We start from the raw sequence: 15,075 nt of genomic DNA, 5'->3' as shown, positions 1-15,075 counted from the left end.
CCTCAGCCGAGCCCCCTGGAAATCCAGGGCCCGGCACGATTGGCCAGCCATAACGGCAGGCGCTTCCACGTCGCCACCATCAGGGCATATTTGGGGTTCAGCGGGTTCACCTCGCGCGCATCGCCCTCGTGCCGGCTGGCATAGCGCAGCGGCTGGCCGTCGAACCCCCAATTCTTCTTGAACGCGGCGGCCCCCGTGCCCGTCTTCGACCGACCGAAGTCGAACCGCGTACATCCGCGTTCGCGCGCATGACGCATCAGGGCGAAATACATGGCGTCGTTGGCGCGCAGGCCCCGCGCCGCCTGCGTACCCCCGCCCCAATAAGGATACACCGTTCCGCCGAAATACAGGTTCAGCACGCTCGCCACCGCCCGGCCCTCATGCCGCACGGTCAGGATGTCGGCGTCCAGTTCGTCCAGTACGGCCGCGAACAGCGCGCGCGGGAATACCGGCGTCCCCAGATTGCGCACCGACTCGCCGTAAACGCGTGCATGCGCCGCCCGGTCGCGCGCCCCGCCGCCGGTTTCGATCTGCAGGTCCAGCGCCAATGCCTTGCGCAACTCCGCACGCTGCTTGCGCGGCACCGCCTTCAATTCCGCCTCGTCATCCGCCGCCAGCGGCCGGACGAAGCCCAGATAGCTGCTGTCATTCACCGCCCAGCCCTCGGGTGCCGGCCCGCCGCGCAACTCGACATTGCCCATCCCCCCGGCCCGCGCCATAGCCCAGGCCGCCGCCGCCAGCGCGTCCACACCCTCGCCCAGCACGCCGCCATCGACACCGAACCCGGCGGATACCAATGCCTTACCGAACAGGGGCGATCGCATCGCGGTCAGCGGCAGCACCCCCACCGGCACGCCGCCGCGCTCCGCCACCAGATAGCGTGCCTTCTGCCCCGTGCCCCGCTCCACCGCGCGCGACCAGCCGGTCAGGTGAAAGGGCGTGGCGCCCGGCGCCTGCTGCACGAACGCATCGATGCGCGCGGCCTCACCGGCCACACGCAGGTCCGCCACGCGGATCTCGGTCATGACAGCGCCCGTGCCTCCTGCGCCACCACCGCGTCCATCCGGCCCCAGTCGTGCCGCCTCGCCAGTCGGCGCAGCTTGCCCGCCATCGCGCCCAGCCGCGAATAATGCCGCACCCGCGATTTCAACGGCGCGTTCGCCACGCGCGGCTGGTCCGGGTCGATCTCCCAGGGGTGGAAGTAGAACACCGCACCATGCGCCTCGGCGTTCACCTGTCGCACCGCAAAGTCCATCAACTGCCCCGGCAACAGGCGGAAAAAGCCGCCCCCCGTTGCCCATCGCCGCCCGGCGATCTCGGCCACCGTCACCGGCACCTCGATCAGCGCGCTGTCGCCGAGCGGGCGATAGGCGTAGCGCGGCGCCTCGCGCCAGCCATAATGGTCGTGCGCCAGCGGTGCGACGCTGGAGGAATAGGCATAGCCTGCCTCGGCCAGCACCTGATGCGCCCATGGAGTGCGCGCATCGATCGAAAAGCTCGGCGCGCGGTAGCCCGTCACCGGCTGCCCCGATGCATCCTCGATCGCGGCCCGTGCCCGCGCCAGATCGGCGCGGAACGCCCCTGCGTCCATGGTGAAGACGCGGGCATGATCCCAGCCATGGCTCGCCATCTCGTGCCCGGCATCGACGATGCGGCGGATCAGGCGTGGGTGGCGGTGTGCCACCCATCCCAGCGTGAAAAAGGTCGCGCGCGTTCCCGTCTCGGCGAACAGGTCCAGCACCGCACCGGTATTGGCCTCGACGCGGGCGTCCAGCCGGTCCCAGTCCGCCTTGTCGATCACCCGCTCGAACGCGCCGACCTGGAACCATTCCTCCACGTCGACCGACATGCCGTTCAGGGGCTTAGGCGGCATGGTCCCACGCGCTCGGTCGGTGCAGGGGCGACAGGTCGGGCTGTTCGCGATCGGATTCCACCCAGTCGACCAGCAGCGTCAGGATACGGCGCAGCGCCGCCTCCTGCTGCTCGACGCGCGTCTCCAGCGCCGCCACCCGCGCGCGCAATCCCTCGTCGGGGGCCGGAGCGGGCGACGGAGTGACGGGCACCGGTACCTCGTCGGCAACGAAGCGCACCGGTTCCGGAGCCACGGCCTCGGTCGGCATCGGCAGGTCCGCCGCCATGTCCTCCGCCACCGTCTCCACCACCCCGGCATCGATCAGCGTCAGGTCGAGCACCGCCGCCTGCAGCATCACCCGCCCGGCCAGCAGGTTCAACCGCCGCGGCACGCCGCCCGACACGCGGTACAGCGCCGCGAACGCGTCGTCGGCGAAGTCCGGCCGCCCCTGCCACCCCACGATCGACAGGCGATGCGCGATGTAATCGGCGACCTCATGTTCCTCCATCGGGTCGAGATGGTGGATCGCGATGATCCGCTGGCGCAGTTGCTCCAGCCGCTCCGACCCGTGCAGCCGCTCGCGAAACTCGGGCTGGCCGAGCAGCACGATCTGGAGCAGCGCATGTCCGCCCGCCTGGAAGTTGGAGAGCATGCGCAGCTCCTCCAGCGCATCCACCGGCAACCCTTGCGCCTCGTCCACGATCAGCAGCGTCCGCCGCCCGGTCCGCGCGACGCCGTGCAGCCCCCGCTCGATCGCGGTCAGCAGCTGCGCCTTTTCCAGCCCGTCGGGATCGACGTTCAGCTGCGTCGCGATGGTGCGCAGCAGGTCGCGCGCGTCGATCGCGGTCGACACGATGGTCACCGCATGCAGCCGCCGCGGATCGATCGTCTCCAGCAGGTGACCGACCAGCGTCGTCTTACCCGCGCCGATATCGCCGGTGATGACGATGAAGCCCTCGCCCTGCGCCAGCCCATATCCCAGATAGGACATCGCCTTGCGGTGGGTCGCCGTCTCGTACCAGAAGCGCGCGTCGGGCGTCAGCTGGAACGGCCGTCCGGTTAGCCCGTAATGCGTGTCGTACATATCCTGCCTTTCCGGCCGATCAAAAATAGTAACGGGCGGCGATGAGCGCCTGTGCGGACAAGGCGCTGTCGAGGTCGCCCACCTGGAAGTGGTACAGCCCGACGCTGGCCGTGGTGCCCAGCCGTCCGAAATTGCGGTAATAGCTGGCGGTCGCCCCCACCGAGACGACATCGTCCGCCCCCGCAAGCTCGCTGCTGTAATGATTGATGAAGGCGTTCAGGTCCACGCCCGACACCGCGTTCAACTGGCGTGCATAGAAGAGCTGCCCGTACCAGCTTTCGTCCTCCAGCCCGTACAGCACCACGCCCCCCGGCACGTTCGGCGCAAAGAGCCGCCGGTTGGCATAGCCGGCACCCGCGCCCCAGGTCGCCAGTCCCCGCTGCACCGTGACGATCCCGTCCACCCCGCGCGCGCGGTAGCTGGCCGTCTGCACCGACTGGAACACGTCGTTCAGGCATCCGCCCGGCGTCGTCCCGCTGGTCGAGAAGACGCAGCCATTCACCCCCTGGCCGAACACGTCGCGCGCACCGATAAAGCTGGTCGGCAGGCTGGCCAGCCCGGTGCGAAGCTGCCGTCCGAAGGTCTGCACGCCGTCATACACCACGACCGCCACACCCATGCTGCGCGACGCCTGATAGCGCAGCGATCCCGTGTAGCTGATCGATCCGAACCGCTCGCCCACCCGCGCCTCCAGCGCGGTGCGGCGGTTGGGCCGCCACATCACGCCGACATCGTAATAGACGCCGTCCGTCCGATACGCGATCCGCCGCGGCGAGGCGGGATCGGTGACGAAGCGGCCATCCCCGTCCAGCACCGGCGCCCCGTCCGCACCGCGCAAGGCGTCGCGCTGGCTCGTCTCGATCCGCTCGTAACCGACCCCGCCGACCAGCGCGACATAAGGGGAGACCGGCCACAGCACGTCGCCGCGCCCGTACCAGCCCTCGTACCGGCCGGACAACTGCCCCGCCGTTTCGCGCTCATAGGCGCCGCTGGCCGTAAAGCCCGGCGTCGCCACCACGCCCGGCGCCACGCCGATGCTGGCGGTCGCAATGTGGTTCCAGCTGTCGTCGAAATAATCCAGCCGCGGCAGCGTGGGCGAAATGCCGCCGATCGACGGCACCTCCACCTTGGTATAACCCAGCCGGTAATTGGCGTTCACCGTCGCGAGGCCCAGCTGGCCGGTATAGCTCGGCCCGACATAGGCCGAATAAAGCTGGCTGGTGTTGCCGACATTGCCGACCAGCACGCCCGGCGCATCGCCGCGAATGTCCGATCGCACCCGCGTCGCCAGCGCCCCGCCCTCCAGGCTCAGCCCGCGGGTCAGCGACACGAACCCGCGCGCCAGCCCGGCATGCACGTCGCTGTCCGCCAGATCGTTGCCCCAGCCGATCCGCCGCTCGTAGCGATAGCTGGCCTGCCCCTGCGCGCGCGCGGTGGCGATCGACGCATCCACCCCGGCGGCCAGCGTGGTATAGGTCAGCACGTCGCCGGAGCGCAGGTCCGCCGCCAGCACCTGCCCCAGTTCGATATAGGGCTGCACCACCGTGCGGCCCGATGCCGGCGCCCCGTTCGCGGTCCCGTCCGCAACCTGCGCCTGCGACGGCACCGATGGGCCGGCGACGCCGCCGCCCGTCTGCGCCGCCGCGGGCACCGCCAGGACGAGGCCGGCAAGGGCCGCCACTGCCTTCACCGTGCGCCCTCCTGCCCGTAATAGCTGCCGAACCGCTGGCTGCCGGACACGAACGCCACCGAGTTCAGCACGAGCTGGATATGCTCGCACCCGTCGAGCAGGTTCACCGCTGCGGCCAGTTCGTTTTCCGGCGTGCGGTCCGCCCGCACGATCAGCATCACCTGCCCGACGAGCATCGCCAGCACCGAGGCGGGCGACGCCGCCAGCGCCGGTGGCGAATCGAAGATGATCAGGCGGCGGGGATTGGCCTCCAGCAGCCGGGCCAGCACCGCGCGGGTTCGCGCCGATCCCAGCAATTCGGTGTCGCTCGCCGTCTTGGTACCCGCCGACAATACCGACAGATGCGGCACGTCGGTGCGCACCACCAGCGTCTCGACGTCGATCCGCGCATCGTCCAGCGCATCCAGCAGCCCCGGTCCCTCGGGCAGCCCCAGCCGCGCCAGCACGTCGGGCTTGGCAAAATCGGCATCGACCAGCAACACCTCGGTATCGCGTTCCGCTGCCACCGACAGCGCCAGGTTGATCGCGCAGAACGTCTTGCCGTCGCGCGGCCGCGACGAACAGACCAGCACGCTACGCGCCTTGTCCGTCTCGCCCGCCGCCAGCAGCCGTTCGCGCGTCACGAACAGCTGCCGCTTCACCAGCCGGAATTCCTCCGCCAGCGGCCCCACCGGCGCGCCGGGCACGATCATGCCGTTTTCCGCCAGCATCGCCCGGTCGATCGTCGCCACATCGGTAAAGCCCGGCGCATATTCGCTTGCCAGGAACGCGCTGTCCGCCGCACTCGCCCGAAACACCTCGGGAATGTTCAGCAGCACCGGCCCGTCATTACCCGGCGTCGCCGGCATCGCGACCGGCGCCTCGAACTCCCGTTCCGGCGGCACGGCCACCGCCGCCGGCGGCGTTGCCCGAACATGCGCCGAAAAGTCGTATATCTCGGCCGCACGTTCCAGCAGCGAGGATGATCGGCGCGGTCTGGGGTTGCTCATCTGGGTCCTCACGCCGCCATTCCGCGCTGCAATACCTCAACACCCAGCAGCAGCACATAGGCCACCCCCAGCGCCGCCGTCCCGCCGAGGAACAGTTTCAGCCGCTTTGCCCGTGCCTCGGCCTGGGCGCGGGTCACCACCTCGCCGATCGCACCGATCACCGGCATGCCGGTCGCCCGCTCCAGCGCGCCAACCGTGGTGAACGTCCCCCTCAGCTTCGCCAGCGCGAACGCCGCGGCGACACCTGCGCCCAATCCGGCCACGAAAACGCCGCTCAGCAACAACATGCGGTTCGGCGCCACCGGCTTGGAGGCCAGCGTCGGCGGATCGATCAGGCTGAAGCGCACGGCATCGGTCTGCGTCTGTGCCTGACCGCGCAGCGCGATCTGTTCGCGCTGGCGCAGCAACTGGTTATACTGGTCCTGCAGCACCTGGTAATCGCGCTCGATCTGGCCCTGCTCGGCCGCGACCTCCGGATCGCCGGCCAGCTTGGCGTTCAACTGGTCCAGGTCGCCCTGCAACTGCGCCTTTCGCATCCGGAGTGCCGCGACCTGCGCCTGCTTGTCCGCCGCCAGCGATTGCAGCGACAGGTAGAGGGGATTGGCCGTCGCACCGCCCGCAGTGCCCGCCGGCTCGGCCCGCGCCGCCGCGGTCGCCGCGCCCAGCTGGCTCTTCAGCGCCACCACATCGGGGTGATTGTCGGTATAGCCGCGCGCCCGCGCATCGGCCAGCTGACCCTGGATCGCCGCCAGCCGCGCGCGCGCCGGGCCACCGGTGGTGCCCCCCGGGCCCGCCACGGTCTGTGCGGTGGACGCCATCTGCCCCTGCACCGCCGCCAGCCCGGACTGCGCCGCCGCCAGGTCGCCGTCCACCTGCGCCATCTGCGCGCGCGACGCACCGATCCGGTCGCTCACCGACCCGGTACCCGGCAGGCCGCCCAGATACCGGTTCTGGAAGTCGGCGCGCTTGGCCTCCGCATCCGCCAGTTGCCGCTGCCGCTGCGCCAGTTGCTTGTCTAGAAACGCCAGGCTCTGGCTCGTCGCGCTGCGATCGCCCGCCAGGTTGGTTTCGACGAAAATGTCGATCAGCTTCTGCGTCACGTCGCGCGCCAGCTTGGGGCTGCTCATCGTCGTGGTGATCTGGAACAGATTGTCCTGCTGGCTGTCGATCTTGATCGACTGCGCCAGCGACGACACCCGGTCGGCCACGTCGCGGTCGTTCGCCACCGTGTTCGCCAGATCGGTGCCGCGCACCACCTTTTGCAGGTTCACCGCCGAGATCAGCGTCTGGCGCACCTGGTCCACCGTCTGCTGCGCCGCCTGCGGCGCCCCGTTCAGGTCGGCGGGCAGGATCGACTGCATGTCGACCAGCACGCGGGCGCGCGACTCGTACCGGCTCGGTATCTGCGCCACGAACAGCCAGCCGAGCACGCACACGGCCCAGGCGACCGCCAGCGCGACCCAGCGCCGCGTCCACACCGCGTGCAGCGCCAGCCGTACCTCGTCCAGGATGCCGTTCATGCGCGCATCCTCAGAACATCGACTCGGGGATGATGATCACGTCGCCCGGCTCCAGCCGGACATTGGCGGAGGAATTGCCGCGCTTCAGCAGGTCGGCGATCTTCAGCGCATATTCCTTCTGCTTGCCCGTCGCCCGGTCGTAGCGCACCAGCTTGGCCTTGTTGCCCGCGGCATATTGGCTGAGACCGCCGACCGCGATCATCGCATCGAGCAGCGTCATGTTCGCGCGGTAGGGCAGCGATGCCGGCTTTTCGGTGGCGCCGACGATGCGCACCTGCTGGCTGAACGTGCCGGAAAAATTCTCCACGATCACCGAGACGATCGGCTTGGAGATATATTCGGACAGGGCCTTGGTCATGTCGTCGGCCAGCATCGCCGGCGTCTTGCCCACGGCGGGCATGTCGTTGACCAGCGGCGTCGTGATCCGGCCGTCGGGGCGCACCTGCACCTTGGCGGTCAGTTCGGGATTGCGCCACACGAAGATGTTCAACTGGTCCAGCGGACCGATCACATATTCCTCGCCCGGCTGCTCCTTGCTTGCCACATAGGACGCCGCGGGCAACTGCGCTGCCGGCGTCGTCGTCGTGGCGCACCCGGTCAGTGCCGTGGCAGCGATGCCGGCGAGCAGGCAGGAACGGACAAATGGGCCGGGCATCGGAACATCACTCCTCAAGACGCCATGTCCGGCGCCATCGTCTTCACCCTCCGCTATGCTGTGCCAGAGGTGAACATAGCGTTAGAGGCGCATGGAAAGTCGCAAAACGACGGCACCGTCACCGCGCCAGCCGCTCCGCCGCCGCCGGATGGCCCAGAAACGCCGCCGGGCTTGCGCTCGCGCCATACGCCCCCGCCAGAAAGATCGCGATCACGTCCCCCGCCGCGGCGGCGGGCAATGCCACCCGGTCGCCCAGACGGTCCAGCGGCGTGCACAGCGGCCCGACCACCGATACCGTCTCGTGCCGTTCCGCGCCCATCGCATGCGCCACCGCCAGCGGATAGTTGCGCCGCACCACCGTGCCGAAATTGCCGCTCGCGGCCAGCTGGTGGTTCAACCCGCCCGACAGGATCAGGAAGGTCTCGCCCCCGCTCTCCTTGCGGTCGATCACCCGCGCCAGATACACGCCCGCCTCCGCGACCAGCCAGCGGCCCAGTTCGATCGCGAACCGGCTGTCGGCCAGCACCGCGGCACGCCCCGACAGGGCATCGACCAGCGCCGCACCCACCGTTTCCACCTCCAGCGCCGTGTCGCCCGCGAAATAGGGCACGCCGAACCCGCCCCCCAGATTGACCAGCGGCGGCGCATGGCCCGCCTCGTCCGCCAGCCGCGCCGCCAGATCCAGCGTCGCGGCGTGCGTGTCGATGATCGCCTGCGCATCCAGCGCCTGGCTGCCCGCATAGATGTGGAAACCGCGCCAGTCCGCTCCCGCCGCCACCAGCCGCCGCACCAGCGCGGGCACCCGCACCGCGTCGATCCCGAATGGCGAGGGGCGCCCGCCCATCCGCATGCCCGATCCGCGCAACTCCACATCCGGGTTCACCCTGACCGCCAGCCGCGGCACCCGGTCAAGGCGTGCCGCGATGGTCAGCGCCCGCTCCGCCTCCCCTTCCGATTCCAGGTTCAGCGTGATCCCGGCGGCGATCGCCGCGGCCAGTTCGCCGTCGCGTTTGCCCGGCCCGGCAAAACTGACCGGCAGGCCAAGCCCTGCAACCGTGTCCAGTTCCCCGGCAGATGCGACATCGAAACCGTCGACCATGCCGGCCATCGCTGCCAGCAGCGGCGGGAACGGATTGGCCTTGATCGCATAATGCAGGTCGATGCCCGCAAAGCTCGCGCGGAACCGCGCCACCCGCGCCGCGACGATGGCGGGGTCATAGACGAATACCGGCGCGTCCCCCTCGATCCACTCCGCCGCCGCGCGCCCGCCGATCGCCAGCGCACCCCGCTGCCCGGCGAACTCCGGCGGGATCGGTCCCATCGGCTTCATGCGCGCAACCCCGCCCGGTCCAGCTTGCCATTGGCGTTGCGCGGCAGGGCTTCCCGCCAGTCATAGCTGCGTGGTTGCATGAAACTCGGCAGGTCGCGCTTCAACCGCGCGCGCAAGCCCGCCTCCTGCGCCGGATCGCCGGCCAGCACGACATGGATCGCCTGGCCCAGCCTGTCGTCCGTCAAGCCCATCGCCACCGCTTCGCGCGCCTCGCCACCCGCCAATACCGCCTCCTCGATCTCCTGCGGGCTGATCCGGTTCCCCGCCGACTTGATCATCTCATCGTCCCGCCCGACGAAGCGCAACAACCCGTCCTCGCCCTCCACCACGGTGTCGCCCGACCACACCGCCATGCCCCCCGACACGGCAAATTCCGGCGCCGGGCGAAAGCGTTGCGCGCTACGCTCCTCGTCCTGCCAATAGCCTCCCGCGACGAGCGGCCCGGCATGGACCAGTTCCCCCTGCTCGCCGGGGACCGCACGCGTGCCGTCGGCCCGCACCACCATCACCTCGGCAAAGGGAATGGCCCGCCCGATCGCGTCGGGATGCGCGTCGACCAGCGCCGGATCGAGATAGGTGGAGCGGAACGCCTCGGTCAGCCCGTACATCGCGTACAGGTCGGCGCCCGGAAAGCGCGCCCGCAGATCGCGCACCAGGCGCGGCGTCAGTGCGCCACCGGAATTGGTCAGTCGCCGCAGCGATGCCGCGACCTCCGCCGGCCATTCCGCCTCCAGCACCTGCACCCACAGGGGCGGCACCCCGGCCAGCGTCGTCGCACCGACCCGCGCCACCGCCTTCACCACGTCGCGCGCGGTCAGATAATCCAGCGGCGCCACGCTTGCGCCCGCGATCCAGCTCGAAAACAACTGGTTCTGCCCGTAATCGAAACTCAGCGGCAACACGCCCAGCACCCGGTCGTCGGGCGCCAGCTTCAGGTAATGCGCGACCGACACCGCCCCCAGCCACAGATTGGCATGGCTCAGCATCACCCCCTTGGGCCGCCCGGTCGATCCGCTCGTATACAGGATCGCCGCCAGCGCACCGGTATCGGCGCCGGAGCGGCCGAGCGGCGGCCCGTCCAGCGCATCCTCGGCAACGATCGGCGTCGCCACATCCTCAAGGCCCGCCGCCCGCACCTCCTGCGTCACCAGCATCCGCGCACCGCTGTCGTTCAGGATATGCTCCACCTGTGCCCGGCGCAGTGCCGGATTGATCGGCACGTGCACCAACCCGGCGCGCGGCACCGCCAGCGGCAGGATGCAGGCCATCCGCGTCTTGGGTAGCCAGCTCGCCACCCGGTCCCCTTGCGCAAAGCCCTGCGCCGCCAGCCAGCCGGCCGCCCGCGCGACCGCATCCTCCAGCGCGGCATAGTCCATCACCCCCGCCCGCTCGATCAGCGCCGGCGCACCGGGCGCGCCGGCCAGAACATGGTCGATGGGTCGGGGGGTGGCATCCAGTGCGATCATGACACCGCCGCTATGCGCCAAGCCGTTGCCGAATTCACCCCCGCGCATTAACGGGCGGGCTGAACCATAGCGAGGCCACAAGCCGTGATCCCCGAAGGCCGCCACGAAATCGAACATACCGTCCGCGCCGTTCTGGCCGACGTGCTGGGACTGACGCCGGAGCGCGTTGCCGGCTTCACCGCCGACACGCCGCTGTTCGGCGCGCTACCCGAACTCGACTCGATGGCGGTCGCCGGCGTGCTGACCGAGCTTGAGGACCGGTTGGGTGTCCTGATCGAGGATGACGAGGTGGACGGCGAGATGCTGGAAAGCTTCGGCAGCCTCGTCGCGTTCGCCGCCGGCAAGGCGCTCGTTTGATCGATCGCTACACCTGGTCGGGGGGTACCGAGGCGATGCTGCGCTTCGGCCCCCCGACCGGTGTTGTGGTCATCGCCATCCTTCCGCTTCTCGAAGAAGCGAATCGCACCCGCGGCCTTGCCGTCGCGATCCTGCGACATCTTGCGGATCGCGGCATTGCCGGGGCGCTGCCCGATCTGCCCGGCACCGGCGAAAGCCCGCTTCCTACCGATGCGCTGTGCCTGCCCGACCTGCGCACCGCACTCGCTACCGCCGTCCGCTCCCTGAACCGCCCCGCCGTCACGCTCGCCATCCGCAGCGCCGCGCTTCTCGATACCGACGCGCCGATGGTCGCGCGCTGGCTTCTGGCGCCGCAGGGGGGCGACGATCTGCTGCGTGCATGGCGGCGACTGTCGACGGGCGAGATGGTGGCGGGAAATGCCGTCGCACCCGCGCTGCTCGCCGCGCTGCCCGGCAACGACCCCGTCGCCAGCGACGTACCGACCCGCGTCGTGCGCCTGGATACCGATCCCCGCCCCGCGGACATGAAGCTGCCCGGCGCTCCCCCCTGGCACCGTTCGGAACCGGACACGGACCTGACGCTCGGCACGGCGCTGGCGGACGATATCGCGACATGGGTCCGGCGATGCGCCGCCTGATCGCCTTCGCGTGCGAGGGGGCGTCCCTGCTCGGCACGCTGGACGACGCGGCGGGCAGCACCGGCATCCTGATCGTCTCCGGCGGCAACGAACCTCGCATGGGCGCGCACCGCGGCATGACGATGCTCGCGATCCGGCTCGCCGCACGGGGCCACCCCGTCTTCCGCTACGACCGGCGCGGCATCGGCGATTCGCAAGGGGCGAACGGCGGCTGGCAATCCGCCGCGCCCGATCTCGCCGCCGCCGCCGCTATATTCCGTGCCGCAGCGCCGCAGGTCACGCGGCTGATCGGCTTCGGCAATTGCGATGCCGCCACCACCCTTGCGCTCTATGGTCGCGCCGCCGGGATCGATCGCGTCGTTCTGGCGAACCCGTGGCTGGGGAAGGACGATGACGCACTTCCCCCCGCTGCCGCGATCCGCCGGCATTATGCGCAACGCCTGTTCTCGCCCGCGACATGGTGGCGCCTCGCCCGCGGCGGCATCGACCGGACCCGCCTGCGCGCCGGTCTGGTGAAGCTGTGGCGCTCGCCCACCCCGCCCCTTTCGGACCGCGTGATGCGTGCCATCGCCGACTGGGGGGCGGACGCCTCCATCCTGCTTGCCGAGGGCGACGCCACCGCCATCGGCTTCCAGGCCGCCGCCCGCCGCCACCGTTTCGCCACCAGCTACGTGGCCACCGCCTCCCACAGTTTCGCCGGCCACCCGCAGGCGGTGGACGCGGCGATCCTGGCAGCACTTGCTTAGAAGGTGGTGCTGACGCCCAGCGTAAAGATGCGACCCAAGCGGTAACGGTTGATGTCCACCTGCGCACCGTTTTCGAAGGTCTGGAATTCGCGGTAACCGGTGCCCGTCAGGTTCCGTGCCTCGAACTTCACCTCGAACTGACCGCCCAGCAAATCGACGCCCTGCCGCGCCACCACGTCCAGACGGATGCCCGGACGCTCGATCAGATCCGGCAGGCGCAGGCCGCCGCCGCCCGACACCGGGCCGCGATTGGTCACGCGGTTGCTGGCATAGTTGAACAGCACGGTCAGCTGCGACAGGCTCTCCTTGTCCTCCAGCCCCAGCTGCAGGTTCACCAGATGGTCCGACTGGCCGACCAGCGAGGCACCGTCCTGGAACAGGATGTTGGCCGGGCGCAGCACCGGGTTGACGCCGGTCTGCAGCGGGCTGGCAATCAACTGGTCCGTCGCGTCGATCGACGATTTGGTGAAGGTATAGTTAGCGATCGCGACCAGGCGGCGCGTCGCTAGGAAGCCGATGTTCAGCCCGTCGAGCGGGATATATTTCTGCAGCTCGACCTCGCCGCCGTACAGCTTGGCGCGCGGGGCATTGGCGAAACCGGTCTGGAGCACGTCCGCGCCGCCGGGGAAGAACGCCACCGCCTCGATCGGATCGTCGATCCGCTTGTAGAAGCCGGAGGCGCTGAACCGCTGGTCGCGCGCGAAATACCATTCGTAGCGCAACTCGCCGTTGTAAAGCTGCGAGTCCTTCAGGAAGGCGTTGCCGAAAAACAGGCGATCGCTCTCGAAATCCTGGTAAAGCTGCGGCGCCAGTTCGCGGAACTGCGGCCGAGCCAGCGTCTTGGACATATGCCCGCGAAGCTGCATGTCCTCGGCGAAATTCCAGGTGATCGTCACCGCCGGCAACCAGTAATCATTCTCGATACGCGTCGGCGCGGCATTGCCCGAGGGCATCACCTGCTCGTCGCCATTCTCGTAGCGCACGCCGACCGTGGCACGCAGCCCGTCGGTGATCTCGCCCTCCACCTGCGCATAGGCGCCGTGGACGCGCAGGCTCGCGTCATATGCGGCCGCTCCCTGCCCGGTCGACGTGTTGCGCAGATAGATGCCCGCATTCTGGATGGTGAAGTCGGACAGCAGGTAATCGGGACGCAACTGTGCGATGGTGTCGGACACCGGTCCGTTGTTCGGCCCCGAATATTGGAAGGTGTAGCGGCTGGAGCTACGCGCCGTGTCGTTATAGGCATAGCCGACCGACACCGCGAACGGCCGGTCGAACGGCACGTTCCAGGTCAGGTTCGCCTGACCCGACCACAGGCGCTCGTCCAGTTCGCTGAACGCGATGGCGGCGGACTGCAACCCGCTCAGGTTGTTCGTATAGTCGCCGATCGCCTCGTTATACTGATAGGTGAAGCCGCGCTCATACGGGCTGTTGCGCTTGGTCTTGGCATAGGCGCCGCGTGCGTCGAACGAGATGTCGTCGAACTTGAACTCGCCCACCAGCTGCGTGTCGCGCAGTTCGCGCTCGAACCAGCTCGTATTCTGGTTGATGAACGGGTCGATCCCGCCCGGCAGCGTACCGATATTGGCGGTCGTCCCGCGCGACAGGCGCCCCTGCTTCAGCGTGTCGTGGATGTAGAGGTTGGTCAGCCGGATCTTGTGCGCGCCGAACTCGGCACCCATGCCCAGCATGCCGTTCACGATCGCGCGGTGATCGGTCAGCACGGTGCGGAAATCGCGCAGCAGGCCGCCGTCGATGTCGTCGGATAGCTGCTGGCGCGAATCGCGGGTCCGCCAGCTGTTCGACAGCCCGGCCGCCGCGATCACGCCCAGTCGGACATTGCCGATATCGGTGGAGCTGCCGAAGCTGGCCTCATAGGAGAAGTTGGCCGGCAACTGGTTGTTCTGCTGGAGCAGCGTCGTCTGCGCGTTGTTCAGCCCGATGATCTCGGACGATCCGGGCGACGTGCCCGCGATGCCGGCGCGCTTGATGAAGCCCGGCGTCGTGCGCGTGCCATCGTCGAACCCGGTCCAGTCCGCATCGCCGCCGGCATAGGTATAGCCCAGCTCGCTGGTCGTCACCGTGTCCGCGCCGAGCGATCCGCCGATCTGGAAGAAGGTCTTGTCCGGCACCGCCTTGGTGGTCAGGTTGATGACGCCGCCGCCGAATTCGGCCGGGTAGTTCACCGAATAGCTCTTCTGCACCAGCGCAGAGGCGATGACGTTGGTCGGGAAGATGTCGAGCGGCACCACGCGGCGCAGCGGCTCGGGGCTGGGCAGCGGCGAACCGTTGAGCAGCGACGAGGAGTAGCGATCGCCCAGGCCGCGGACATAGACGAAGCCGTTGCCGACCACCGACAGGCCGGTCACGCGGCTGAGCGCACCGGCGATGTCGCCCTCGCCCGTCCGCTGGATGTCGGCGGTGGACAGGACGTTCAGCACCTCCGGCGTGGCGCGCACGACATTGGGGATGTTGCGACCGACCACGACGATCTCGTCCGTGTTCGCCGCCCCGCCCGGGGTCGAGACGTCGACCTGTTCCTGCTGCTGCTCGGCGGCCGCTTGCGGGTCCTGCTGCGCCGGCGTGCCGGCCTGCGGCGACACCACCTGACCGGCCGGAGCCCCGCCGCCCGCGGGCGCCGCAGTGCCGGTCTGCGCGACGGCGGCGGCCGGAAGCAGGATGGTGCTCGCCAGCAGGGTGGAAAGGTAGGATGACGTCATGATGGCCCCGAGCCTTGAAGTAATGGCT

General features: G+C 69.2%; 13 protein-coding genes. 3 read left to right on the top strand and 10 right to left on the bottom strand.

The features are described from left to right. Nucleotides 1-2: 2 nt before the first annotated feature. The 9 genes from NPJ82_RS06385 to NPJ82_RS06345 form a co-directional block, all read right to left on the bottom strand. Complete coding sequence (locus tag NPJ82_RS06385; protein ID WP_342658734.1) at nt 3-1,025, bottom strand: FemAB family XrtA/PEP-CTERM system-associated protein; 1,023 nt, start codon at nt 1,023-1,025, stop codon at nt 3-5. Continuing rightward, nucleotides 1,022-1,873 carry an XrtA system polysaccharide deacetylase gene (locus tag NPJ82_RS06380; RefSeq protein WP_342658733.1) on the bottom strand — a complete coding sequence of 284 codons (852 nt, stop codon included), beginning with the start codon at nt 1,871-1,873 and terminating at the stop codon, nt 1,022-1,024. Before NPJ82_RS06380 ends, NPJ82_RS06385 begins: the two co-directional genes overlap by 4 nt. After that, on the bottom strand, nt 1,863-2,936 hold the full coding sequence (locus NPJ82_RS06375; protein ID WP_342658732.1) for an AAA family ATPase: 1,074 nt from the start codon (nt 2,934-2,936) through the stop codon (nt 1,863-1,865). Before NPJ82_RS06375 ends, NPJ82_RS06380 begins: the two co-directional genes overlap by 11 nt. 19 nt (nt 2,937-2,955) lie before the next feature. Further along, nucleotides 2,956-4,626: a hypothetical protein gene (locus tag NPJ82_RS06370; RefSeq protein WP_342658731.1), complete on the bottom strand. Its 1,671-nt coding sequence runs from the start codon at nt 4,624-4,626 to the stop codon at nt 2,956-2,958. Beyond that, the gene (locus NPJ82_RS06365) at nt 4,623-5,615 is read right to left on the bottom strand and encodes a chromosome partitioning protein (RefSeq protein WP_342658730.1); all 993 of its coding nucleotides are present in this window, start codon (nt 5,613-5,615) and stop codon (nt 4,623-4,625) included. Before NPJ82_RS06365 ends, NPJ82_RS06370 begins: the two co-directional genes overlap by 4 nt. Before the next feature lie 8 nt (nt 5,616-5,623). Then, nucleotides 5,624-7,135 carry an XrtA system polysaccharide chain length determinant gene (locus NPJ82_RS06360; RefSeq protein WP_149681739.1) on the bottom strand — a complete coding sequence of 504 codons (1,512 nt, stop codon included), beginning with the start codon at nt 7,133-7,135 and terminating at the stop codon, nt 5,624-5,626. A gap of 10 nt (nt 7,136-7,145) precedes the next feature. Next, complete coding sequence (locus NPJ82_RS06355; protein ID WP_149681740.1) at nt 7,146-7,790, bottom strand: XrtA/PEP-CTERM system exopolysaccharide export protein; 645 nt, start codon at nt 7,788-7,790, stop codon at nt 7,146-7,148. A 118-nt stretch (nt 7,791-7,908) separates the two neighbouring features. After that, complete coding sequence (locus NPJ82_RS06350) at nt 7,909-9,120, bottom strand: pyridoxal-dependent decarboxylase, exosortase A system-associated (RefSeq protein WP_342658729.1); 1,212 nt, start codon at nt 9,118-9,120, stop codon at nt 7,909-7,911. Then, nucleotides 9,117-10,586, bottom strand: coding sequence for an AMP-binding protein (locus NPJ82_RS06345; RefSeq protein ID WP_342658728.1), 1,470 nt, complete (start codon nt 10,584-10,586; stop codon nt 9,117-9,119). Before NPJ82_RS06345 ends, NPJ82_RS06350 begins: the two co-directional genes overlap by 4 nt. Nucleotides 10,587-10,670: 84 nt before the next feature. On the opposite strand from NPJ82_RS06345, the gene NPJ82_RS06340 reads away from it, so the two are divergent. Genes NPJ82_RS06340 through NPJ82_RS06330 form a run of 3 tightly spaced genes read left to right on the top strand, consistent with a single transcriptional unit; the run spans nt 10,671 to nt 12,327 of the window. Continuing rightward, nucleotides 10,671-10,943: an acyl carrier protein gene (locus NPJ82_RS06340; RefSeq protein WP_112382575.1), complete on the top strand. Its 273-nt coding sequence runs from the start codon at nt 10,671-10,673 to the stop codon at nt 10,941-10,943. Then, complete coding sequence (locus NPJ82_RS06335) at nt 10,940-11,581, top strand: hypothetical protein (RefSeq protein WP_342658727.1); 642 nt, start codon at nt 10,940-10,942, stop codon at nt 11,579-11,581. The genes NPJ82_RS06340 and NPJ82_RS06335 overlap by 4 nt, the downstream gene beginning before the upstream one ends. Further along, a complete protein-coding gene (locus NPJ82_RS06330) occupies nt 11,569-12,327 on the top strand; it encodes a hydrolase 1, exosortase A system-associated (RefSeq protein ID WP_342658726.1) in 759 nt (252 codons plus the stop codon). The genes NPJ82_RS06335 and NPJ82_RS06330 overlap by 13 nt, the downstream gene beginning before the upstream one ends. Here NPJ82_RS06330 and NPJ82_RS06325 read toward each other — a convergent pair. Then, a complete protein-coding gene (locus tag NPJ82_RS06325; protein ID WP_342658725.1) occupies nt 12,324-15,047 on the bottom strand; it encodes a TonB-dependent receptor in 2,724 nt (907 codons plus the stop codon). The two genes, NPJ82_RS06330 and NPJ82_RS06325, sit on opposite strands and share 4 nt — an antisense overlap. Nucleotides 15,048-15,075: the final 28 nt, after the last annotated feature.

The organism is Sphingomonas sp. NY01, from assembly GCF_038809135.1.
In the GTDB taxonomy this organism is placed as follows: Bacteria; Pseudomonadota; Alphaproteobacteria; order Sphingomonadales; family Sphingomonadaceae; genus Sphingomonas; species Sphingomonas carotinifaciens.
This window is presented reverse-complemented; position numbering and strand designations above follow the sequence as displayed.

Excerpts from the sequence above, each read along its gene's own strand:
- NPJ82_RS06385 (WP_342658734.1), bottom strand. The coding sequence starts at position 1,025 with ATGACCGAGATCCGCGTGGCGGACCTGCGTGTGGCCGGTGAGGCCGCG.
- NPJ82_RS06380 (WP_342658733.1), bottom strand. The coding sequence starts at position 1,873 with ATGCCGCCTAAGCCCCTGAACGGCATGTCGGTCGACGTGGAGGAATGG.
- NPJ82_RS06375 (WP_342658732.1), bottom strand. The coding sequence starts at position 2,936 with ATGTACGACACGCATTACGGGCTAACCGGACGGCCGTTCCAGCTGACG.
- NPJ82_RS06365 (WP_342658730.1), bottom strand. The coding sequence starts at position 5,615 with ATGAGCAACCCCAGACCGCGCCGATCATCCTCGCTGCTGGAACGTGCG.
- NPJ82_RS06360 (WP_149681739.1), bottom strand. The coding sequence starts at position 7,135 with ATGAACGGCATCCTGGACGAGGTACGGCTGGCGCTGCACGCGGTGTGG.
- NPJ82_RS06355 (WP_149681740.1), bottom strand. The coding sequence starts at position 7,790 with ATGCCCGGCCCATTTGTCCGTTCCTGCCTGCTCGCCGGCATCGCTGCC.
- NPJ82_RS06350 (WP_342658729.1), bottom strand. The coding sequence starts at position 9,120 with ATGAAGCCGATGGGACCGATCCCGCCGGAGTTCGCCGGGCAGCGGGGT.
- NPJ82_RS06345 (WP_342658728.1), bottom strand. The coding sequence starts at position 10,586 with ATGATCGCACTGGATGCCACCCCCCGACCCATCGACCATGTTCTGGCC.
- NPJ82_RS06330 (WP_342658726.1), top strand. The coding sequence starts at position 11,569 with ATGCGCCGCCTGATCGCCTTCGCGTGCGAGGGGGCGTCCCTGCTCGGC.
- NPJ82_RS06325 (WP_342658725.1), bottom strand. The coding sequence starts at position 15,047 with ATGACGTCATCCTACCTTTCCACCCTGCTGGCGAGCACCATCCTGCTT.